Genomic DNA, 22,626 nt, shown 5'->3' with positions numbered 1-22,626 from the left:
CTTTTGGCACGCTGTTGAGTTCTCAAGGAACGGACGCTTCCTTCGTACTCACCCTCTCGGGCTTTCCTCCGGCGCTTCCCTTCGGTGTTTCCAACCTTACCAGATCCGATTTCCGGCCCTGGCCCCATGCTGGAGCGGGGTTTTTGCCTTTCAGCTCTCGCTTTCCGGCGGTTCCGACTTTATCAGATTGCTCCGGGTCGGAATTCCCGCCGCTTTCGGAACGACCTGGCTCCTGGCGGAGTCCGAGGGGGTTCCCGTGCGGCGGGAACGTAAAGCTACTGGACGGCCGCGCCCCGACGCAAATCGGCGTCGGGGCGGCGGGCGTACGGCTGACCGTGCGTCAGACCTCGACGACCACAGGGAGGATCATCGGGCGGCGGCGGTAGGTGTCGGAGACCCACTTGCCGAGGGTGCGGCGGACCAGCTGCTGGAGCTGGTGCGGCTCGACCACGCCGTCGGAGGCGGACCTGGCGATCGCGTCCTCGATCTTCGGGACCACGGCGGAGAACGCCCCGTCGTCGATGCCGGAGCCGCGGGCCTGGATCTGCGGGCCGCCCACGACCTTGCCGGTGGTGCTGTCGACCACGACGAAGACGTTGATGATGCCCTCGTCACCGAGGATGCGGCGGTCCTTGAGCGAGGCCTCGGTGACATCGCCGACCGAGAGGCCGTCGACGTACACATAGCCGGCCTGGACCTTGCCGACGATCTTCGCCTGGCCGTCGACGAGGTCGACCACGACGCCGTCCTCGGCGATCACGATGTGGTTCTTCGGGATGCCGGTGAGCGCGCCGAGTTCCGCGTTGGCCCGCAGGTGCCGCCACTCTCCGTGGACCGGCATCAGGTTCCTGGGCTTGCAGATGTTGTAGAAGTACAGCAGCTCGCCCGCCGAGGCGTGGCCCGAGACGTGCACCCGGGCATTGCCCTTGTGGACCACATTGGCGCCCCAGCGGGTCAGGCCGTTGATCACGCGGTAGACCGCGTTCTCGTTGCCCGGGATGAGGGACGAGGCCAGGATGACCGTGTCGCCCTGGACGATACGGATCTGGTGGTCGCGGTTGGCCATCCGGGACAGCGCGGCCATGGGCTCGCCCTGGGAGCCGGTGCACACGAGCACGACCTCGTCGTCCGGCAGGTCGTCCAGCGTCTTGACGTCGACGACGAGCCCGGCCGGGACCCGCAGATAGCCCAGGTCGCGGGCGATGCCCATATTGCGGACCATGGAGCGGCCCACGAAGGCCACGCGTCTGCCGTACTCGTGCGCCGCGTCCAGGATCTGCTGGATGCGGTGGACGTGGCTGGCGAAGCTGGCCACGATGATGCGCTTCTGGGCTCCGGCGAAGACCTGGCGCAGTACCCCGGAGATGTCCCGCTCGGGCGGCACGAAGCCGGGGACCTCGGCGTTCGTGGAGTCCACGAGCAGCAGATCGATGCCCTCCTCGCCGAGGCGGGCGAAGGCCGGCAGGTCGGTCAGCCGGCGGTCCAGCGGCAGCTGGTCCATCTTGAAATCGCCGGTGTGCACGGCCATACCGGCCGGGGTGCGGATGGCGACGGCGAGGGCGTCCGGGATGGAGTGGTTGACCGCGACGAACTCGCAGTCGAAGGGGCCCAGGCGCTCGCGGTCGCCCTCGGCGACCTCAAGCGTGTAAGGGCGGATGCGGTGCTCCTGCAGCTTGGCCTCGATCAGGGCCAGGGTCAGCTTGGAGCCGATGAGCGGGATGTCCGGCTTCTCGCGGAGCAGGTAGGGGACGCCGCCGATGTGGTCCTCGTGGCCGTGCGTGAGCACGATGCCCTCGATGTCGTCGAGGCGGTCCCGGATGGACGAGAAGTCCGGCAGGATCAGATCGATTCCGGGCTGCTCCTCCTCGGGGAAGAGCACTCCGCAGTCGACGATCAGCAGACGGCCGCCGTACTCGAAGACCGTCATATTGCGGCCGATCTCGCCGAGGCCGCCGAGGGGCGTGACCCTCAGACCGCCCTCGGGCAGCTCCGGCGGCAAGCCCAGTTCAGGGTGCGGGTGGCTCAAAAGACTCTCCTCACCACGCGCGCCACATGCCCTCCTCGGGACACATGGCGCGCGTGACATTCGTGCACTTGCAGTTGTTTTCGGCATGCAGCTGGTTCAGCTGCTGTTCGGTATGGAGTTGTGAAGTCTGTGGCGACGGCGGTGGGGCGCCGCGTGCGTGTCCTCTGGCTAGAGCTGTACCCCTCCGGCCACGAGATCGCGCTTGAGCTGTTCGGTCTCCTCGGCGTCGAGCCCGACGAGCGGCAGCCGTACCGGGCCCGCGGGCAGCCCCCGCAGGTTCAGGGCGGCCTTGGTGGTCATGACGCCCTGGGCGCGGAACATGCCGGTGTAGACCGGGAGCAGCCTCTGGTGGATCCGGGCGGCGCGCGCGACGTCCCCGGCGAGGTAGGAGGAGATGAGCTCACGCAGTTCGGCCGCGACGACGTGGCCGACGACCGAGACACAGCCGACGGCGCCGACGGACAGCAGCGGCAGGTTCAGCATGTCGTCGCCGGAGTACCAGGCGAGGCCGGAGCGGGCGATGGCCCAGCTCGCGCACCCGAGGTCGCCCCTGGCGTCCTTGTTGGCCACGATCCGGGGGTGCTCCGCCAGCCGGACCAGGGTGTCGGTCTCGATCGCGACCCCGCTGCGGCCGGGGATGTCGTAGAGCATCACCGGCAGGCCGGTGGCGTCGGCGACCGCCGTGAAGTGCCGGTGGAGGCCCTCCTGCGAGGGCTTGTTGTAGTAGGGCGTGACGACGAGGAGGCCGTGGGCGCCCGCCTTCTCGGCGGCGCGGGCCAGCTCGGTGCTGTGCCGGGTGTCGTTGGTGCCGGCTCCGGCGACGACGTGTGCCCGGTCTCCGACCGCCTCGACCACGGCCCGTACGAGCTGGGCTTTCTCCGCATCGCTGGTGGTGGGGGACTCGCCGGTGGTGCCGTTGACGATCAGGCCGTCGTTACCGGCGTCCACCAGGTGGGCGGCGAGCCGCTGCGCGCCGTCGAGGTCGAGAGCGCCTTCGGCGGTGAAGGGCGTGACCATGGCGGTCAGAACCCGCCCGAAGGGCGTGTGCGGTGTGGAGGTCGGAGCCATGGGGGCCACGCTACTCGTTGCTCACCGTGAGGTGCTCCCTCGGGGAGTGCCAAGGGGATCCCGGCACTGCCTGCTCGGGGGTTCAAGCAGTGCCGGGTCCGTTTGTTCAGCCTAGATGAAAGTCACGAAAGGCCGCAATACGGACACCGTTGCGGCTGTCCGTCCCCCGGTGCCGCTCCCCCGTCCCCGTCGGCATCCGCCGGTGCGCCGTGCCCGCTCCCGTGACGCAGAGTGTCACGGAGCGACGCGGCCGTTCTTGTTGAACGCGGCGTAGGTGAGCGGCATGAGCTTGGCCCACTCCGCCTCCATCTTCTCGCCGACCATCTCGATCTCGCGCTGCGGGAAGGAGGGGACGGTGGCCTGCTCGTGCTGGGTGCGCAGGCCCAGGAAGTGCATCAGCGAGCGCGCGTTGCAGGTGGCGTACATCGACGAGTAGAGGCCGACCGGCAGCACCGAGCGGGCGACCTCGCGGGCGACGCCCGCGTCCAGCATCTCCTGGTACGCCTCGTAGGAGCGGCGGTAGGAGTCCTCCATGACGCGGCCGGTCAGCTCGTGCTGCTCGTCGCTGCCGTCGACGAAGACGTACTTGCCGGGGCGGCCCTCCTGGACCAGCTTGCGGTCCCGGCCCGGCACGTAGAACACCGGCTGCAGCTCGCGGTAGCGGCCGGACTCCTCGTTGTAGGACCAGCCCACGCGGTGGCGCATGAACTCGCGGAAGACGAAGATCGGCGCGCTGATGAAGAAGGTCATCGAGTTGTGCTCGAAGGGGCTGCCGTGCCGGTCGCGCATCAGGAAGTTGATCAGGCCCTTGGAGCGCTCGGGGTCCTTGGTGAGCTCGTCCAGGGACTGCTCGCCGGCGGTCGAGACCCGCGCGGCCCACAGCACGTCGCTGTCGGCGGCGCTGTGCTTGACCAGCTCGACGGACACGTCGCTGCGGAACGAGGGCTTGAGGTGGTCGGTGGGGGTGTCGGTCACCGGGGGACGTCCTTCCTGTCGCATTGCACGAGCGGCGCCCAGCCTACGGGCCGCCACTGACACTCACCCCGCCGCGCTCGGTGCGCCGGGGACGAGGACGGCCGGGAATCGGCGCCAGAGGTCCGCGGGTTGAGATTTTTCACAGAAGTCGGCGGAATCGGGCACCACATGGGCCTCTCGAACGTCCTTCTGTGTGACAGCCCACTTCGAGGTTCCTAGGAGAGCCCTCATGTTCCGCCGGCGAGAGCCCGTGCCGTTCGCCTTTGTCGCAGAGGCCGAGCGCTACCGCAGCAACGTCACGCCTCCGCCCAGAGACCGGGCGAGCCGGGGCGAGATAGCCGGGCGGTTGCTCGTGGGGCTGACGGTGACGTGCGGTCTCGTGGGCGCCCTGCTGTTCGGCATGCCGTCGATGCAGACGCCGGTCCCCGGCCAGCACCAGTCCCAGCAGTCGCAGGCGTCGGACGGGCGCTGAGCATCACCACCGACGGGCCGGTGCCGCGCAGGGCTGCGCGGCACCGGCCCGTCCCGTTCGGCTCCTGCTGCCGACTCCCGCGCGCCGCAGGCGGGTTACCGGGCCGCGTCCGCGCGGACCGGTTTGTTGTCGTGCAGGGCGATGGCCCGCTGCATGGCCTTGCGGGCCCTCGGGGTGTCCCGGGCGTCGTGGTAGGCGACGGCCAGGCGGAACCAGGCGCGCCAGTCCCCCGGAGCGGCCTCCGTCTCCTCCTTGCGGCGGGCGAAGACCTCGTCCGCGGAGTCCCGGTCGATACGGCCGCCGGGCGTGCGGACCAGCTCGTCGACCGGGAGTCCGCCCTCGGCGTCGAGTTCGCGGGCCAGCCGGTCGGCGTCGCGCGCGAACTTGGTGGTCTGGTAGAGGAACCAGACCCCGATGAACGGCAGGACCAGCACGGCCGCGCCGAAGGCGACCGTGACGGGCGTGCCCTGCTGGATGAGCATGACGCCGCGGCTGCCGACCAGGACGAAGTAGACGACCAGGACGGCGGCCAGGGCGAAGTAGACGACCTTGGCGCGCACCGTGCTCAGCCCAGGTCCAGGAAGTGTTCCAGGCCGAAGGTCAGGCCGGGGGCGTCCACCACGCGCCGCGCGCCGAGCAGGATGCCCGGCATGAAGCAGCTGTGGTGCATCGAGTCGTGCCGGATGGTCAGCGTCTCGCCGGTGTCCCCGAAGAGGACTTCCTGGTGGGCCAGGAGCCCGCGCAGCCGGACCGCGTGCACCGGCACCCCGTCGACGTCGGCGCCGCGCGCCCCTTCCAGGGCGGTGGTCGTGGCGTCGGGCTGCGGGGCGCAGCCCGCCTCGCGCCGTGCGGCGGCGATGAGCTGCGCGGTGCGGGTGGCCGTGCCGGAGGGGGCGTCGGCCTTGTTGGGGTGGTGCAGCTCGACGACCTCGACGGACTCGAAGTAGCGGGCGGCCTGCTGGGCGAACCGCATCGTCAGGACGGCGCCGATCGAGAAGTTGGGCGCGATGAGCACGCCGACCTGCGGGGCGGCGGCCAGCCAGGAGCGCAGGGTGGCGAGCCGGTCCTCGGTCCAGCCGGTGGTGCCGACGACGCCGTGGATGCCGTTGGCGACGCAGAACTCCAGGTTGCCCATGACCGCGTCGGGGTGGGTGAGTTCGACGGCGACCTGGGCGCCCGCGTCGGTGAGTGCCGTGAGCTTGTCGCCCCGGCCCAGCGCGGCCACCAGCTCCATGTCCTCGGCGGCCTCCACGGCCCGTACGGCCTCGGAGCCGATGCGCCCCTGGGCGCCGATGACCGCTACCCGCAGCTTGCTGCTCATGTGGGTTGTTTCCTCGTTTCCTCGGTCGGGCCGTGTCGTTTCCCGGTCAGGCCACGGCTTCGTCCAGGCGTGCCGCCTGCCTGTCGTTGAGCGGGCCGATGACGGACAGCGAGGGGCGCTGTCCCAGCACGTCGCGGGCCACCGCGCGGACCTCGTCCGGGGTGACGGCCGAGATCCGGGCGAGCATGTCGTCGACGGACATCTGCTCGCCCCAGCACAGTTCGCTCTTGCCGATGCGGTTCATCAGGGCGCCGGTGTCCTCCAGTCCGAGGACCGTGGAGCCGGCGAGCTGTCCGACGGCGCGGGTGATCTCCTCGTCCGTCAGCCCCTCCGCGGCGACCTGGTCGAGCTGCTCGCGGCAGATCCGCAGGACGTCGTGGACCTGGCCGGTCCGGCAGCCGGCGTAGACGCCGAAGAGGCCGCAGTCGGCGAAGCCGGAGGTGTAGGAGTAGACGGAGTAGGCGAGGCCGCGCTTCTCCCGGACCTCCTGGAAGAGCCGCGAGCTCATGCCGCCGCCGAGGGCGGTGTTGAGCACGCCCAGGGCCCAGCGGCGCTCGTCGGTGCGGGCCAGGCCGGGCATGCCGAGGACGACGTGGGCCTGTTCGGTCCTGCGGGCCAGCAGTTCGACGCGGCCGGCGGTGCGGATCGCCCGCTGCCCGGCGCGCGGGGCGGCGGGGGCGGCGTCGCCGCGGCCCAGGGCGCCGGCCTTGTCGAAGGCGGCCCGCACCTGGCGGACGACCTTGGCGTGGTCGACGTTGCCCGCGGCGGCCACGACCAGGTGGGTCGGGTCGTAGTGCTTCTTGTAGAAGCGGGCGATCCGCTCGCGGGTGAGCGCGTTGATGGTGTCGACGGTGCCGAGCACGGGGCGGCCGAGGGGGGTGTCGCCGAGCATGGTGTGCGCGAACAGGTCGTGCACGCAGTCGCCCGGGTCGTCCTCCGTCATGGCGATCTCTTCGAGGATCACGCCGCGTTCGGCGTCGACGTCGGCGGCGTCGATGAGCGAGCCGGTGAGCATGTCACAGACGACGTCGATGGCGAGCGGCAGATCGGTGTCGAGGATCCGCGCGTAGTAGCAGGTGTACTCCTTGGCCGTGAAGGCGTTCATCTCGCCGCCGACGGCGTCGATGGCGGAGGAGATGTCGAGTGCGCTGCGCTTGCGGGTGCCCTTGAAGAGCAGGTGCTCCAGGTAGTGGGTGGCGCCGTTGAGCGTGGGCGTCTCGTCGCGGGAGCCGACGCCCACCCAGATGCCGAAGGTCGCGGAACGCACCGACGGCAGGGTCTCGGTGACGACGCGCAGGCCGCCGGGGAGGGTGGTGCGGCGCACCGTGCCGATGCCGTTCTCGCCCTTGAGAAGCGTTTGGGTACGGGCGACGGCCCGCCCCTCCGAAGAGGTGCGGGCCGTCAACCGTGTGCTACGGGACGTCACTTGGCGGAGTCGTCCTTCGCCTCGTCCTTGGCGTCCTCGTCCTCGATGACCGGGACGAGCGAGAGCTTGCCGCGCTGGTCGATCTCGGCGATCTCGACCTGGACCTTCTGGCCCACGCCGAGCACGTCCTCGACGTTCTCCACGCGCTTGCCGCCGGCGAGCTTGCGGATCTGCGAGATGTGCAGCAGGCCGTCCTTGCCCGGCATGAGGGAGACGAACGCGCCGAAGGTCGTGGTCTTGACGACCGTGCCCAGGTAGCGCTCGCCGACCTCGGGCATGGTCGGGTTGGCGATGCCGTTGATCGTGGCGCGGGCGGCCTCGGCGGAGGGGCCGTCGGCGGCACCGATGTAGATGGTGCCGTCGTCCTCGATGGTGATCTCGGCGCCGGTGTCCTCCTGGATCTGGTTGATCATCTTGCCCTTGGGGCCGATGACCTCACCGATCTTGTCCACCGGGATCTTGACGGTGATGATCCGCGGGGCGTGCGGGGACATCTCGTCCGGCGTGTCGATGGCCTCCATCATCACGTCGAGGATGTGCAGGCGGGCGTCGCGGGCCTGCTTGAGCGCGGCGGCCAGGACCGAGGCGGGGATGCCGTCGAGCTTGGTGTCGAGCTGCAGGGCGGTGACGAACTCCTTCGTACCGGCGACCTTGAAGTCCATGTCGCCGAAGGCGTCCTCCGCACCGAGGATGTCGGTGAGGGTGACGTAGTGGGTCTCGCCGTCGATCTCCTGGGAGATCAGGCCCATGGCGATACCGGCGACCGGGGCCTTGAGCGGCACACCGGCGTTCAGCAGCGACATGGTGGAGGCGCAGACCGAGCCCATGGAGGTGGAGCCGTTGGAGCCGAGCGCCTCGGAGACCTGGCGGATGGCGTACGGGAACTCCTCGCGGCTCGGCAGCACCGGCACGAGCGCGCGCTCGGCGAGGGCGCCGTGGCCGATCTCGCGGCGCTTGGGGGAGCCGACGCGGCCGGTCTCACCGGTGGAGTACGGCGGGAAGTTGTAGTTGTGCATGTAGCGCTTGCGCGTCACCGGGGAAAGGGTGTCGAGCTGCTGCTCCATGCGCAGCATGTTCAGCGTGGTGACGCCCAGGATCTGGGTCTCGCCGCGCTCGAACAGGGCCGAGCCGTGCACCCGCGGGATGGCCTCGACCTCGGCGGCCAGCGTGCGGATGTCGGTGACACCGCGGCCGTCGATGCGCTTCTTCTCCTTGATGACGCGCTCACGGACCAGGGTCTTGGTCAGGGAGCGGTACGCGGCGGAGATCTCCTTCTCGCGGCCCTCGAACTCCGGGAGCAGCTTCTCGGCGGCGAGCTCCTTGACGCGGTCGAGCTCGGCCTCGCGCTCCTGCTTGCCGGCGATGGTCAGCGCCCGGGCGAGCTCGTCGCGGACGGCCTTGGTCAGGGCCGCGAGCACGTCGTCCTCGTAGTCGAGGTAGATCGGGAACTCGGCGACCGGCTTGGCGGCCTTGGCGGCGAGCTCGGACTGGGCGCGGCACAGCACCTTGATGAAGGGCTTGGCGGCCTCCAGACCGGCGGCGACGACCTCCTCGGTGGGGGCCTCGGCGCCGCCCTCGACCAGCTGGATCGTCTTCTCGGTGGCCTCGGCCTCGACCATCATGATCGCGACGTCGCCGTCCTCCAGGACCCGGCCGGCGACGACCATGTCGAAGACGGCGTCCTCCAGCTCGGTGTGGGTCGGGAAGGCCACCCACTGGCCCTTGATCAGGGCGACGCGGGTACCGCCGATGGGGCCGGAGAAGGGCAGGCCCGCGAGCTGGGTGGAGCAGGAGGCGGCGTTGATGGCGACCACGTCGTAGAGGTGGTCGGGGTTGAGCGCCATGACCGTCTCGACGACCTGGATCTCGTTGCGCAGGCCCTTGGCGAAGGACGGGCGCAGCGGGCGGTCGATCAGACGGCAGGTGAGGATGGCGTCCTCGGAGGGGCGGCCCTCACGGCGGAAGAACGAGCCGGGGATCTTGCCGGCCGCGTACATCCGCTCCTCGACGTCGACCGTCAGCGGGAAGAAGTCGAGCTGGTCCTTGGGCTTCTTGGAGGCGGTGGTGGCCGACAGCACCATGGTGTCGTCGTCCAGGTAGGCCACGGCGGAGCCGGCGGCCTGGCGGGCCAGGCGGCCCGTCTCGAAGCGGATCGTGCGGGTGCCGAAGGCGCCGTTGTCGATGACGGCCTCGGCGTAGTGGGTCTCGTTCTCCACCAGGGATATCTCCTCGTCTGCGCCCCTCACGACGGGGTCGGGGGGCGGTGGCGGAGGGCGCCTCACGCCTCGGTACGGGCCGGTCTTCGATCGAAGCACCCGGAATCGTGGTTTCCGGGGGCCACTACCGAGGACCGGCGGCGAGTGTGGCGCTCCTCCTCGTGCTGTTCTGTTTGGCGTTGTGGGACCAGACTACAAAGCTTCGGCGTCCCACGAGATACGCGAAGGGAGCGGCCCCCACTTACGGGAACCGCTCCCTGTCACGGTGTCTTACTTGGCGCCGGCGGCACCGCGGCGGATGCCGAGGCGGTCGACCAGCGTACGGAAGCGCTGGATGTCCGTCTTGGCCAGGTACTGCAGCATGCGGCGGCGCTGGCCGACGAGCAGCAGCAGACCACGGCGGGAGTGGTGGTCGTGCTTGTGCGCCTTCAGGTGCTCGGTCAGGTCCTGGATGCGGCGGGTGAGCAGCGCGACCTGGACCTCGGGGGAGCCGGTGTCGCCCTCCTTGGTGGCGAACTCGGCCATGATCTGCTTCTTCGTGGCGGCGTCGAGCGACACGCGTACTCCTTCTGAGTCTTTTGCTTTGGCCACCGAGTGCCCCTGGTCTTGGTCTCAGGAGAGCTTCCGTTACTCGGGAGGCGGGGTCCGCTGGGCGCTGTCCCCAGATGTGCTCCGGGGGCGCGTACACAAACGGCCACTGGACACAGTACCAGCCCGGCCGGGCCGTACCCGCCGTGCGCCGGCCGAAGGGTACGGGCCGGTCAGGCGGCGAGTCCGCGGGCGGTGCCGTAGACGCCGAGGACCGCGAGGCACAGCGGGACGAGCGCGAGGAGCAGCGCGCTCTCGGCGAGGTCGGCGGCCCGTCCCCAGAAGGGGGAGAGCCCCTTGCGGGGGACGATCAGGGCGACGGCGGTGAGCAGGGCGCCGCCGGCGGTGACGGCGGCGGCGAGCCAGAGCGTACGGATGTCGGCGCCGTGGCCGGCCGGCGGGTGCAGGGACAGGCCGAGCGTGAGCAGGACGAGCGCGGCGAAGCCCGCGCCGAGGACGGCGGCGACCTGGGTGGTGTAGCGGAAGAGGCGGGCGCGCAGGAGCATGGCGAGGCCCGCGGCGAGCGCGAGGAGCCGTTCCCAGGGCCCGGCGGAGAAGGCGAGGACGGCGGCGGAGCCGGTGACGACGGCGGAGCAGCCGCCGACGAGGCCGAGCAGCAGCTGGTGGCCGCGGCGGACCCGGGCGGCGATCGCGTCGGCGTCGACGGCCGGGGCGCGGTCGTCGCCGGGAGTGTCACCGCCGCCGGCGCGGGGTGCCGTGTAGCCGATGGGCAGCCGCGCGGCGCGGGCGGACAGGCCGGGCAGGAAGGCGAGGGCGCCGAGCGCGACGACGGCGCAGACCGCGGCGGCGTCGGCGGGCCGGGCGCCGGTGAGGATCGTGCAGAACGCGGCGAGGCAGCCGGTGGCGGCCGCGGTGACCGCCGCGACGAAGGGGGCGTCGGCGGCGGGCAGGGCGGCGACGAGCGCGGCGGAGGCGACGAGGACTGCGGCGCAGCCGAGCAGGAACTGCAGCCGCCCGGCCCCCTCCCCCGCCGGCGGCGCGACGAGCCCGGACCCGGCGGTCATGAGCTGCGGCAGGGCGGCCAGCCCCAGGGCGACGGCGCAGGCGCGGTCGGCGTAGATCCGTGCCCGTACGCCCGCGAGCACGGCCAGCGGCACGCCGACCGTCGCGGCGACGGCGCCGGGCAGGCCGTGCATGTCGTGCCGGCGCGGTTCGGCGAACCACAGCACGCAGGCCGTCAGCGCGAGCAGCAGTGCCCCGCCGGACAGTCCGCAGGCGCGCAGGAGGCGGCCGGTCCACAGGGCGCGGTCGGCGGCGACGGCGGCGACCGCGTCGGTGACGTCGTCGTGGACGGCGGGCGGCAGGGACTCCGCGAAGGGCCGCAGGGCGAGCAGCTCGCCGTCGAGGACGCGCTGGGCGGCCAGGGAGCGGGCGCTGTCGAGGATGGTGCCGTCGCGGCGGACGAGGTGGTGGCCGGTGGGGGTGCCGGCGGGCTGGGTGTGGCCGGTCAGCCGCAGGATCTCGGGGCGGAGGTCGGCGAGGGGGACGTCGTCGGGCAGGGCGACGTCGACGCGGCTGTCGGGCGCGACGACGGTCACGCGGCAGAAGCCGGTCGCCGTGGACGTACTCACCTGCAAGGCCTCCTGTGTGTCGCTTTCCACCGGTTTCCGCCCACTGTCGGCGGAGCGTGAACGGCGCGTGCGGCGGGCGGAGTTGGCCCGCGCACGCGTGCGGCGGCCACCCTATCGGTGCCGTCGGCGATCACGTCGATAGGATCGCCGTTCGCCGAGGGGGCGGAAACTCTTTCCTTGCAACGCCGAGGGGTTGGGGCATCGCGTGAGCCAGGTCGTCGTCCATCGTCCGCCGCGGGTCCTGCCGCCGGAGGTGCCCGACGCGGAGGTGCGGCTCCAGGCGCCGCCCGAGCTGCCGCGCGGACGGCACGAGGGGGTGCTGCTGCAACTGTTGCCGACGCTGGGCATGGCCTCGTCGATGGTGTACTTCTTCCTGCCGGGCAGCGGCCCGATGATGAAGATCATGGGCGTCCTGATGATGTGCTCGACGCTCGGGATGACGGTCGCGATGGTCGTCCGGCACCGTCAGGGCTCGCAGGGGCAGACGGCGGAGCTGCGCCGCGACTATCTCAAGTACCTTGCGCAGACGCGCCGCAGCGTGCTGCGGACGGCGCGGGCGCAGCGCGACGCGCAGTTGTACCTGCACCCCGATCCCGACCAGCTGTGGGCGGTGGTCGCGGGTGGCGCACGGGTCTGGGAACGGCGCGCGGGCGACGAGGACTTCGGCCAGGTGCGGGTCGGCCTGGGCGCGCAACGGCTCGCCACTCCTGTGGTGGCTCCGCAGACCGCGCCGATAGACGATCTGGAGCCGCTGACGACGGGTGCGATGCAGCGATTCCTCGATACGCACGCCTCGTTGGAGGGCCTGCCGGTCGCGCTGTCGCTGCGTGCGTTCCCCCGCGTGACGGTCTCGGGCGACGCGGACACGGCGCGCGGTCTCGCGCGGGCGCTGGTCGCGCAGTTGGTCGCGCTGCACTCGCCGCAGGACGCGGTCGTCGCGGTGGCCGCGGCGCGGGGCGCGGCACCGTACTGGGAGTGGGCGAAGTGGCTGCCGCATGTGGCCGTGCCGGGTGTGGTGGACGGGGCGGGGTCGCGCCGGCTGATCGGTGACGACCTGGGCGAGCTGGAGGAGGTGCTGCGCCCGCGCCTGGAGGGGCGGCCGCGTTTCTCGCGGGACGGTCAGCCGCTGCTCGACCAGCCGCACGTACTGGTGGTGCTCGACGGCGGGGCGGTGCCCCCGGATTCGGTGTTCGCGGCGCCGGAGGGGCTGCAGGGCGTCACGGTCGTCGAGGTGGTGCCCGGTGAGGCGGACGACGCGGTACGCGGCGGGCTGGGGGTGGTGGTCGCGCCGGGCGAGCTGCGGCTGCACTCGCAGACCGCCACCTACGAGGGCGTACCGGACGTGCTCTCCCTCCAGGCCGCGGAGGCGCTCGCGCGGCAGCTCGCCCCGCTGCGGCAGGCCGGTGGTGACGGTGACGAACCGCTGCTGGCGAACCTGGACTTCACCGATCTGCTGGGCCTGGGCGACGCGGGCGCCGTGGACGCGGCCCGCACGTGGCGGCCCCGGTCGGCGGCGGAGCGGCTGCGCGTGCCGATCGGCGTCGGCGAGGACGGCTCGCCGGTGATGCTGGACCTGAAGGAGGCGGCGCAGGACGGCATGGGCCCGCACGGCCTGTGCGTGGGCGCGACGGGTTCGGGCAAGTCGGAGCTGCTGCGCACGCTGGTCCTCGGGCTCGCGGTGAGCCACTCGTCCGAGACGCTCAACTTCGTCCTCGCGGACTTCAAGGGCGGCGCGACCTTCGCGGGCATGTCACCGCTGCCGCACGTCGCCGCCGTGATCACCAATCTCGCCGACGACCTCACCCTCGTGGACCGCATGCGCGACTCCCTCACCGGCGAGCTGCAGCGCCGACAGGAACTGCTGCGCGCGGCGGGCAACTTCGCGAACGTGCACGACTACGAGAAGGCGCGGGCGGCCGGTGCCGCGCTGGAGCCCCTGCCCTCGCTCGTGCTCGTCATCGACGAGTTCAGCGAACTCCTCACCGCCAAACCCGACTTCATCGACATGTTCCTCCAGATCGGCCGGATCGGCCGCTCGTTGGGCGTGCATCTGCTGCTGGCCTCCCAGCGGCTGGAGGAGGGGCGGCTGCGCGGGCTGGAGACGTATCTGTCGTACCGGATCGGGCTGCGCACCTTCTCGGCGGCCGAATCGCGGACGGCCCTGGGGGTGCCGGACGCCTACCACCTGCCGTCGGTGCCGGGCTCGGGCTATCTGAAGTTCGGTACGGACGAGATGACGCGCTTCAAGGCGGCGTACGTCTCCGGCGCGTACCGTACGGGCGCGACGGCGGACACCGAGGGCGGGCAACTGCCTCTCGTGCGCCGTCCCGTGCTGTTCACGGCCGCGCCCGTGCCCGTCACTCACGCCGCCCCGGACGCCGCGGGTGCGCCCGCCCCGGCCCGTACGGGCGAGGAGCCGCAGGCGGACACGGTCCTCGACGTGATCGTGCGCCGGCTGGAGGGGCAGGGCCCGCCCGCCCACCAGGTGTGGCTGCCGCCGCTGGAGCGGGCCGCGCCCCTGGACGAGCTGCTGCCGCGGCTTGCCACCGTCGAGGGGCGGGGGCTGACCGCGCCGGGCCATCCGCACCTCGGCCGGCTCGTCGTCCCGCTGGGCCTGGTCGACAAGCCCTTCGAGCAGCGGCGTGACGTCCTGCTCCGCGACTTCTCGGGCGCGGCCGGCAACATGCTGGTCGTGGGCGGCCCGCAGTCCGGCAAGTCGACGCTGCTGCGGACCCTGATCTGTTCCTTCGCGCTCACCCACACCCCGGCCGAAGTGCAGTTCTACGGGCTGGACTTCGGCGGCGGGGGCCTGGGCGCGGTCGCGGAGCTGCCGCACGTGGGCGGCGTCGCCTCCCGGCTCGACCCGGAGCGGGTGCGCCGTACGGTCGCCGAGGTCGCGGGCGTCCTCGCGCGCCGCGAGGAGTACTTCCGTACGCACACCGTCGACTCGATCGCCACCTACCGCAGGCAGCGGGCCGCCGGCGGGCACACGGACCAGCCGTGGGGCGACGTCTTCCTCGTCATCGACGGCTGGGGCAGCTTCCGCCAGGAGTACGACCACCTGGAGGGCGTCGTCGCCGACCTCGCGGGGCGCGGCCTGGGCTACGGCGTGCACGTCGTCGTCACCGCCTCCCGCACCATGGAGGTCCGCGCCGCCCTGAAGGACCAGCTCCTCAACCGGCTGGAGCTGCGCCTGGGCGACCCGATGGACTCCGAGTTCGACCGCAAGGTCGCCGCGAACGTCCCCACCGGGATCCCCGGCCGCGGCCAGCTCCCCGAGAAGCTGCACTTCATGGCGGGCCTGCCGCGTACGGACGGGGGCAGCGACCCGGAGGACCTCACCGGGGCGACCGCCGGTCTGGTGCGCGCGGTGGCCGGGGCGTGGTCCGGCCCACGGGCGCCCCGGGTCCGGCTGCTGCCGCGCACCCTGCGCGCGGACGAACTCCCCAAGGGTTTCGAATTCCCGCAGCACGGCGTCGCCATCGGTATCGACGAGACGAATCTGGAACCCGTCTTCGTCGACTTCGACACCGATCCGTTCTTTCTCGTGCTCGGTGAGAGCGAGTCGGGGAAAACGGCGCTGCTGCGGCTGCTCGCGCGGCAGATCACACAGCGGTACGGGCCGGACGAGGCGAAAATCGTCGTCGGCGACTACCGGCGTACGCTCCTCGGCGCCGTCCCCGAGTCGCACCTGCTGGAGTACGCCCCACTGGCCCCGGCCCTGTCCGTGCACGCCGAAGCCCTCGCCGGACTGATGCGGCGGCGCGCACCGCAACCGGATGTCACTCCGCAGCAGTTGCGGGACCGGAGCTGGTGGTCGGGGCCGCGGTTCTTCGTGATCGTCGACGACTACGAGCTGGTGTCGGGATCAGGGGGCGGCCCGGGGGCCGGGGGCCAGGGGAATCCCCTGTCGGTCCTCACCGAGCATCTGCCGTTCGCGCGGGACATCGGAATGCGGTTCATCATCGCCCGGAACGCGGCGGGGGCGTCCCGCTCGATGTTCGAGAGCTTTTTGCAGCGGGTGAAGGAGCTCGGGGCGCAGGGCGTCGTACTGTCCGGCGACCCCGCCGAGGGCGAACTCCTGGGCGGGGTCAAGCCCCGGCCGATGCCGCCGGGGCGGGGGTTCTTCGTGTCGCGGCGCAGGGGGACGCCGCTGGTGCAGCTGGGGTGGGAGCCGGAGGAGTCGTAGGGTCCTCTTCAGCTCTTCTTGCGCCCGGGGTTGTCCCGCCGGGGATTGAGCAGTTTCACACCGGGCTTCTCCACGAACTCGTGCAGCAGGATCGCGCCGACGAGGGAGACCGCCATCACGAGGCCGACGTGCAGGGCGAGGTGCGGCTGCTGCCCCTCGAATATCCGGTTGAAGGTGAAGACGGCCATCTCGTGCAGGAGATAGAAGGCGAAGGAGACCTCACCGAGGTAGACCAGCAGGCGGTGCCGGAACACGGAGGGCTTGCCGTACAGGTCCGCGCGGGCCGCCGCGGCGACGGTCAGGGTGTACGGGACGACCGTGACCGCGCTCCAGTGGAAGTCGTACGACACCTGGTGCACGCCCCAGAAGATCCCCACGAGACACAGGGCGAGGCTGAGCAGCAGCCCGGGACCGCGCCAGGCGCCGTTCTTCACCAGCAGCGCGAGCGCGATACCGACCACGAACTCCACGAGGCGAACCGGCGGGAATATATAGAGGAAGAACTTCGCGTCCCAGCCGGTGACGTGCTCGATGCGCCCGGTGAGCAGCGGAAAGAGCACCACGAAGACATTGCCGAGGACCACCGTCGCCCACAGCCCGGCGTTCTTCAGCCGCCGGATCAGCGGGATGACGAACGGAAAGCTGAAGTAGAACAGGAACTCGCAACTCAGCGACCACGAGACGCCGTTGTAGCCGAACCACACGTCGTTGCGGTCGGGCACCCAGGACTGGGTGAGGGTGAGGTTCGCCAGGGCTGTGGAGGGGTCGAGGCTCTCCCCCATCCACAGCAGCATCGCGCACGCGATCAGGAACGCGACGAAGTGACTCGGATAGATCCGCGCGAAACGACGGCGCCAGAACCCGGTCACCGTGTCGCCCGACCGCGCCGACCAGGCGAGGACGAATCCGGAAAGGATGAAGAAGAACGACACGGCCGACGGGCCGGCCAGCGTCCACCCCTTCAGTTCGTGAAGGTGCCGCGCGGAGCCCGAGCCCTCTTCCTCGTACGCGAAGTGGTAGCAGAAGATCAGCAGCGCGGCGAACCAGCGGAGACCGGTGAGCGAGTCGAGCCGCGCCTTCGCGGGTGTGGTGCCGGCGGGAGCCGTTGTCGCGGAGGGCGTTCGGGTCGGCAGACTCAGCGGGCTCACAGATGGACACCTCGTGGGGGTTGCGGCCTTTACGGACAAAGACGCGGATGCCGCCGGAGTGGTGCGGTCCGGAAATGATCGACACAGCGTTTCCCGATGATCACGAACGGCTTTTCCGGCGGCGAACCCGGCAATGGTACGAGAGGGATCGAGGGGGTCACCCAGCCCCCTTTCCTCGCACCGTGAGACAGCTCACGCACGTCTTATGTGCCGCCGCCGCGTGGGCTGCTCACAGGTACGGGAGGTCAACGAGAGGAAAAGAAACGGGTCACGCGAGCGGGGCGGCTCGTCGGCATTCATCCGGGATGTCCGGGAAAGTGCACCGGATGGAATGAGAGGGAATTTTTGCATTCGATTTACTTGCGCCGCCTGTGCGATCACCTGCGCCGCAGGGCCTCCTGGTTGCCAGGCCGGGCGGGCGATTACTTCCAGGTGTAGTTCTCGTCGGTAACGGCTGGCAGAGCCGCGTTGCCGACCACGGCGTAGGGGCTGGACAGACTCGCGAGCGCCGGACCGATGGGCGGGAAGATCGGCAGGTCGGCGGTCTTGCGGTAGTCGACCCACTCGATCACCCCCACTTCGTGGCTGCCGTCTTCGAGTTCGTCGTGCTCCTCGGTGGCGAGGGTCGCCCGGATGTCTTCGCTGATGTGGAGCCGGTAGAGCAGGTGGATTTTGCGTGGGGGCGGTGTGGCGCCGGGGCGGGACACGCGCTGGTCGACGACCCACAGCAGTTCCGGTTCGCTCGCCTGTGTGGTGTCGAGGGCGAGTTCTTCGAGGAGTTCGCGGCGGAGCGCGGCGTCCAGGTCCTCACCGGCCTCGACGTTGCCGCCGGGCGGGGTGTAGTGGATGGAGTCGGGGCGGTCGCGGCGGATCAGGGCCACGTTGTTGCCGCAGAACAGCACAGCGCCCGTGCGGATTTTGATGCGGGAGAACGGTTCTGGGGTCGGCGTCATGGCCGCAGTATCGCGGCGGGGCGGCCGGCGCCGGGCGGGAAACGGCAGGTTTCCCGCCCAGGAGCGCCGACCGCCCCGGAGAACGGGTCAGGCCGCCAGGCCGGGCAGGGCGAAGTCCTCCCGCCCCTGCTTCAAGCCGACGTGCTCGACGATGCCGTCAGGCAGGGTGATCCTGTGGCTCCGCAGCCGGCAGCCCGTCGCGCGCATCACGGGGGAGAGATGGCAGGGGTCGAGTTCCTCGACCAGCAGACTCGGCTCGGCCACGGCCGGGTTCTTCTTCCCGGTCACGGTGAGGGGCAGGTGTCCGGCCGGGATGAGGGGCAGCGGGGTGATGCGCCAGACGGGGCCGCGTACGGTGGAGAGGCTGACCTGCCCGAAGCCGCGTTCCTCGCGCGGGGTCATCGGTTCGCCGTTGGTGGCCGCGAGTCCGCGGAAGAGCCCTTGGGCGCGGCCCTGGTTGACGATCTGTCCGGTATCGATGGTGAAGCGGCGCGAGAAGAACATGCTCGGCGGGTAGCCGGCGCGTTCCAGCGCCGCTGCGTAGGCGGCGACCTGTGGGTGGATGTGCCCGCGCAGGTGGGCGGTGGCCCTGCGGTCGATGCGTTCGAGGGCGTAGCCCTGGTCGGTGAGCGCGCCGAGGACCGCGTCGACGTCAGCGCCGGTGGCTGGCTGGTGTTCGTCGCGGCGGCCGAGGCCGAGGCGGGCTTTGTGGCCGAGCAGGGTGTTGAGGAACCAGCGGGTGGCGTCGGTGTACCCGGACGCCTTCCGTGTCTCGGTCTTGGGGTAGAGCTGGAGGGCGGTGAAGGTGCCGTCGGGGTGGAAGTCGGGGTCGGCGGCGTAGTACGGGCCGTCGGCGTTGGCGAACCGGTGCAGCCGCACCGTACGGGCCCGGTGCGGCACCGTCAGCTCCCCGGCGAGCGCCGCCCGCACCACCACATCAGTCGGCTCGGTGGCGTCCGCGATGACGTGCAGGTACGGGGCGCCGGGGCGGGAGAACACCGGCTGGGTGTTCTCGTCCAGCCGCTCGATGACCGTCTCCGGCAATGGCACATCGCCGTCTGGCTGGTGGGCGATGAGCAGGTGCGGGCGGCAGTGCAGGACGTGCCGGCCGCCGGTGACGGTGTCCGTCAGCTCCCCGGTGCCCAGCAGCGGGGCGAAGCGCAGTTCGCAGGCCGCGGTGGCGGCGCCGTGGCCGAGCCGGTCCAGCAGCGGCCGGTACGTGGCCAGTGCCGCGGCGAGGTCCTCGACGTACGCGTCCCTCGACAGTCCCGGGCCCTGCTCGGTGTAGCCGAGGGTGTAGGGGGTGATGGAGAAGCGGATGCCGTCGAAGACTGCGCCGTGCTCGGCGACCAGGCGCCGGTGCATGGTGGTCAGCCGCTCGGAGCGGGAGGAGTAGCCGACGGTCGAGACGCGCAGCTTCACGCCGAGGACGTCGCGGGCGAGCTGGGCGTAGGTGTCCAAGTGCGGGTAGGAGCCGATGTCGTTGTCCAGATAAGGGAAGATGACGCCCGGCCGGTGGACGCGGCCGCCCGCGATCGTCAGGCCCCGCTCGGCCGCGACATCGGCCAGCGTGGTGAGAACGGCGACAAGCCCGGTCCGGGTCAGCTGCCACACGTCGCGGCCGGCGGACTGGGAGCAGAAGGCGCACCGGTTGAAGCAGCCGATGGCTGGAGCCAGGTATTGCAGGCGGGTGAAGGCGTCGTCGGGCAGGGCGCGCAGCTGATCGCGCAGCCCGGAGGTCATGGTGGTTGCGGGCACGGAGGGTTCACCTCGCTGTGGTCGGGTCGGTTGCGGGTTCGAGCTGGTGGCCGAGGGCGTCCAGGACGCTGCGGCCGAAGGACGACAGGGCGTGCGGCTCGGCGAACGGCGCGCCGGGGCCGGTGGTCAGGGCCTCGGCGGTGCCGAGTTCGGCACCGGGCAGGCACACCACGCGTTCGTCGGGGAGGTTGGCCAGCAGTACCTCGCCGACGTCGGCGTCCGCGTCCGCCGGGTGCGCCCCGGGCCGGACCCAGGCCAGGCGACCGTCGATGATCCGGTAGACGCCGGGACCGCGCAGCCCGGTCACGCGGACGGGTGTGTGCCCGCGGTGGCGCAGCTTGAGGTAGTACGGGCCCGGCGCGCTCCGTGTGGCGGTGTTGATCGTCGCCGCGTTGAACTCATCCGCCGCAGGGAGCCAGTTGGCCAGGCCGCCCAGCAGCACCGTCAAGTGGGCCACGACGAAGGGCGGCAGCCCGCGCAGCTGCTGGTTGACGCCGGATACCTCGGTGGTGCCCTGGTTGCGCAGGTTGATCTCGTTGAACAGCACGGCGCCGTCACCGGTGAGGAGGGCGTCCAGGCCGAACAGGCCGGCCACCCGGTGCTCGCGCCAGAGGAACTCGCCGATGCGCACCGCGGCGTCTACCAGGTCGGTCGCTGCACGGGCAGGCCAGGGCCTCGACCAGTCGTTGCCCGCGCTCTTGCCCGGCGCGATCCCCGCTTCCGCCACCCCGACCGCCTTGTGGGAGGGCCGATCAACGTAGACGGCCACCCCGCGACCGGCCGGGACGGTCAGGACGGTGGTGTTCGAGGACCAGCCGGTGACGAACGCCGCCACCTTGTACGGGCCCGGCATCCGCGCGGCAGCCTCCAGGTCGGCGTCGGCAGTGACGAAGGTGGTGCCGCGCCCGCCGGAGTCGGCCCCGCACTGTACGACCAGCCGCTCGGAGCCGACCATGCACTGCAGTTCACCGAGCGCGGGCAGCGCCCCGTCGATGCGGACGGCGGGAATGCGCAGGCGCTGCGGCACACCGGCCGCCGTCAGCAGCGCGGTGAACGCGGCCTTGTCCTCGACAACGGCCCGCAGCCGCCCGTCGATGGCCGCCACCGTGCCGCCCAGTCCCGCCCAGGCGCGGAGCCGGTCGGTGGCATACCAGGCGGAGACCACCGGCGGCCGGGCGAGCCCGGCCAGCAGCGCACGGGCCGGGCCGTCGAGGGCATCTGTCCAGGACCGGCGCTGATCCGGTCCCCGCACGCCGGTGCGCTCCTCGGCGGCGAGCATCGAGCACGGCGCCGCCGCCGTCCACGCCGGGTAGCAGCCGACCGCCACCGTGGGCCGCGCGGCCTCGATGGGGCCGGGCCCGGCGTAGGCGGTGCGCAGGGAGGCGCAGAACCGTTCGGCGCTCACCAGCGGCCGGCCCGCGAGCGCCTCGCGCAGTGCGCGGTCCGCAGCCGATACGACACCCGGCTCGACCAGGATCTGAGCGGGCATCAGGCGGCCCTGCCCCACTCGGAACGGACCAGGGCGCCCTGCGGAGGCGGTGCCGCGCCGAGAGCGGCCTGGGCGATCTGGGCGGCCATCTCCTGGGGGGTGTGGCAGGAGGTGTCGAAGACCAGCAACCTCCGGTGCCGTCGGCCCATGCCGTGCACCAGCATGGCGGTGAACCGGTCGGCGAAGTCGGGGTCCTCGATGCCGCGGAGGTCCACCGCGTCCAGCTTCTGCCGTGCCATCAGGCGCTCGCGCCGCACGTCGAGCGGGGCGTGCAGATACACGGCGACGTCGAACTTCGTGAAGACGTGGGGCCAGCGCAGGGCGAGGGTGGCAGCCAGATACGGGCCGTCGGCCATGCCGAAGGCCACGGTCCGGTCGACGTAGCCGTCCTGGACGATGACGGCATCCGCAGGCTGGGGCGGGTCGTGTTTGACCAGAAGCGCGTCGAGTGCGTACCCGGCCAGCAGGTACGCAGTGGTGATGAAGCCGCTGTCGGGCTGCCTGACCAGCGGCAGCTTCTTCAGCAGGCGCCGGGCGGGATGGTGCTCGGTGAGCAGACCCCGGTGCCCCACCGCACGGTGACCGCGACTGGTGAACTCTTCGACGAGCGCCTCGACCAGGGTCGTCTTGCCGCTCCCGTCCAATCCGTTGACGCTGATACGCACGGGTCCCCTCCGTGGTGGTGTTCCTGCGGCGCCGGAAGGCCCAGCGAGGGGCGCCGACCGGTCGCTCATGAGCAGACACCCGGGCCCTGTGGCGCTTCGAGCCGTTGCCCGACGTGGTTACGGGCGGATGCCACAGGCCGGACCGTGTGGCGTTCTGTGGCGTGTTGCGGCGAAGAGCGCGTGGCCCTCGGGCAGTTGGCGGCCCGGCAGTAGGCTGGCTGATGCGCCACCGTCCATCGACCGACCACGCACCCTTGACCGAAGGGGGCCCCGGTGACGGGACCGGCACGCCGACGCAACGTCGCCCTGGCCTACTGGGTGGACGTCGCTGACGTCACCTACGAGGAACTCGCCGAGGAAATCACCAAGACGGCGCGCTCCCACGGGTTCCACAACATCCAGCCGGACCGGTCCCGCGTCGGGAAATGGGTCAAGCACGGCGAGCAGCCGCGCAGGCCGCTGCCCGCCCTGATCGCCGAGACCCTGACCCGCTTGTGCCACCTGCCCCGGCCACTGACCCCCGCCGACCTTGGATTGCACAGTCCCCCGGGGACGGGGCCCACCGGATCGTGGAAGGCGGACGCCGTCGTTGCAGCCATCATCGACACCGTATGGAGCGACGCAGTGACCGACGAGACCGGCCCTTCCAGCGCCCGCATGCTGACCGGCTCAGAGCTGATCAGCGCCGTCCAGCCCTGGCTGCACCTCCCCGACGAACCGCTCCCCCGCCCCATCCGGCC

Annotated in this window: 16 protein-coding genes and 1 pseudogene; 3 read left to right on the top strand and 14 right to left on the bottom strand. The window is 71.4% G+C overall.

What is annotated here, in order from left to right; translation table 11 throughout:
• Window positions 1-340 precede the first annotated feature (340 nt).
• From ACFP1Z_RS33135 to thyX, 3 genes are all read right to left on the bottom strand, one after another.
• Window positions 341-2,026 carry a ribonuclease J gene (locus ACFP1Z_RS33135; protein WP_390321725.1) on the bottom strand — a complete coding sequence of 562 codons (1,686 nt, stop codon included), beginning with the start codon at window positions 2,024-2,026 and terminating at the stop codon, window positions 341-343.
• A 168-nt stretch (window positions 2,027-2,194) separates the two neighbouring features.
• Window positions 2,195-3,094 carry a 4-hydroxy-tetrahydrodipicolinate synthase gene (dapA, locus tag ACFP1Z_RS33130; protein ID WP_390321723.1) on the bottom strand — a complete coding sequence of 300 codons (900 nt, stop codon included), beginning with the start codon at window positions 3,092-3,094 and terminating at the stop codon, window positions 2,195-2,197.
• Window positions 3,095-3,328: 234 nt separating this feature from the next.
• Window positions 3,329-4,069, bottom strand: coding sequence for an FAD-dependent thymidylate synthase (thyX, locus tag ACFP1Z_RS33125; RefSeq protein WP_390321721.1), 741 nt, complete (start codon window positions 4,067-4,069; stop codon window positions 3,329-3,331).
• Window positions 4,070-4,298: 229 nt separating this feature from the next.
• Between thyX and ACFP1Z_RS33120 the strand changes: the two genes are divergently transcribed.
• The gene (locus ACFP1Z_RS33120) at window positions 4,299-4,541 is read left to right on the top strand and encodes a hypothetical protein (RefSeq protein WP_390321718.1); all 243 of its coding nucleotides are present in this window, start codon (window positions 4,299-4,301) and stop codon (window positions 4,539-4,541) included.
• 95 nt (window positions 4,542-4,636) lie between these two features.
• Here ACFP1Z_RS33120 and ACFP1Z_RS33115 read toward each other — a convergent pair whose 3' ends face one another.
• The 6 genes from ACFP1Z_RS33115 to eccD all read right to left on the bottom strand — a co-directional run bounded on the left by ACFP1Z_RS33115 (window position 4,637) and on the right by eccD (window position 11,684).
• Window positions 4,637-5,101, bottom strand: a complete 465-nt coding sequence (locus tag ACFP1Z_RS33115; RefSeq protein WP_390321716.1) for a tetratricopeptide repeat protein — start codon at window positions 5,099-5,101, stop codon at window positions 4,637-4,639.
• A 5-nt stretch (window positions 5,102-5,106) separates the two neighbouring features.
• The gene (gene dapB / locus ACFP1Z_RS33110; protein ID WP_390321714.1) at window positions 5,107-5,862 is read right to left on the bottom strand and encodes a 4-hydroxy-tetrahydrodipicolinate reductase; all 756 of its coding nucleotides are present in this window, start codon (window positions 5,860-5,862) and stop codon (window positions 5,107-5,109) included.
• Window positions 5,863-5,908: 46 nt separating this feature from the next.
• The gene (locus ACFP1Z_RS33105) at window positions 5,909-7,288 is read right to left on the bottom strand and encodes a M16 family metallopeptidase (protein WP_390321711.1); all 1,380 of its coding nucleotides are present in this window, start codon (window positions 7,286-7,288) and stop codon (window positions 5,909-5,911) included.
• Entirely contained in the window at window positions 7,285-9,504 is a 2,220-nt protein-coding gene (locus ACFP1Z_RS33100) for a polyribonucleotide nucleotidyltransferase (protein WP_390321709.1), read from the bottom strand. Before ACFP1Z_RS33100 ends, ACFP1Z_RS33105 begins: the two co-directional genes overlap by 4 nt.
• Before the next feature lie 270 nt (window positions 9,505-9,774).
• Window positions 9,775-10,062, bottom strand: a complete 288-nt coding sequence (gene rpsO, locus ACFP1Z_RS33095; protein ID WP_390321707.1) for a 30S ribosomal protein S15 — start codon at window positions 10,060-10,062, stop codon at window positions 9,775-9,777.
• 203 nt (window positions 10,063-10,265) lie between these two features.
• The gene (gene eccD, locus ACFP1Z_RS33090; protein WP_390321705.1) at window positions 10,266-11,684 is read right to left on the bottom strand and encodes a type VII secretion integral membrane protein EccD; all 1,419 of its coding nucleotides are present in this window, start codon (window positions 11,682-11,684) and stop codon (window positions 10,266-10,268) included.
• 205 nt (window positions 11,685-11,889) lie between these two features.
• Between eccD and eccCa the strand changes: the two genes are divergently transcribed.
• Window positions 11,890-15,873, top strand: coding sequence for a type VII secretion protein EccCa (eccCa, locus tag ACFP1Z_RS33085; protein ID WP_390321703.1), 3,984 nt, complete (start codon window positions 11,890-11,892; stop codon window positions 15,871-15,873).
• Between the two features lie 8 nt (window positions 15,874-15,881).
• On the opposite strand, the gene ACFP1Z_RS33080 is transcribed toward eccCa, so the two are convergent.
• The 5 genes from ACFP1Z_RS33080 to ACFP1Z_RS33060 all read right to left on the bottom strand — a co-directional run bounded on the left by ACFP1Z_RS33080 (window position 15,882) and on the right by ACFP1Z_RS33060 (window position 21,886).
• Entirely contained in the window at window positions 15,882-17,021 is a 1,140-nt protein-coding gene (locus ACFP1Z_RS33080) for an acyltransferase family protein (RefSeq protein ID WP_390321701.1), read from the bottom strand.
• 422 nt (window positions 17,022-17,443) lie between these two features.
• Window positions 17,444-17,974 carry an NUDIX hydrolase gene (locus ACFP1Z_RS33075; RefSeq protein WP_390321699.1) on the bottom strand — a complete coding sequence of 177 codons (531 nt, stop codon included), beginning with the start codon at window positions 17,972-17,974 and terminating at the stop codon, window positions 17,444-17,446.
• Window positions 17,975-18,061: 87 nt separating this feature from the next.
• Complete coding sequence (locus tag ACFP1Z_RS33070) at window positions 18,062-19,732, bottom strand: hypothetical protein (RefSeq protein WP_390321697.1); 1,671 nt, start codon at window positions 19,730-19,732, stop codon at window positions 18,062-18,064.
• A 7-nt stretch (window positions 19,733-19,739) separates the two neighbouring features.
• Window positions 19,740-21,221, bottom strand: coding sequence for an ATP-grasp domain-containing protein (locus ACFP1Z_RS33065; RefSeq protein WP_390321695.1), 1,482 nt, complete (start codon window positions 21,219-21,221; stop codon window positions 19,740-19,742).
• The gene (locus ACFP1Z_RS33060) at window positions 21,221-21,886 is read right to left on the bottom strand and encodes a nucleoside/nucleotide kinase family protein (protein ID WP_390321692.1); all 666 of its coding nucleotides are present in this window, start codon (window positions 21,884-21,886) and stop codon (window positions 21,221-21,223) included. Before ACFP1Z_RS33060 ends, ACFP1Z_RS33065 begins: the two co-directional genes overlap by 1 nt.
• Window positions 21,887-22,159: 273 nt before the next feature.
• Here ACFP1Z_RS33060 and ACFP1Z_RS33055 point away from each other — a divergent pair.
• Window positions 22,160-22,626, top strand: a pseudogene (locus tag ACFP1Z_RS33055) (hypothetical protein); the annotation flags it as partial.

The organism is Streptomyces gamaensis, assembly GCF_042656465.1.
GTDB lineage: Bacteria > Actinomycetota > Actinomycetes > Streptomycetales > Streptomycetaceae > Streptomyces > Streptomyces gamaensis.
This window is presented reverse-complemented; position numbering and strand designations above follow the sequence as displayed.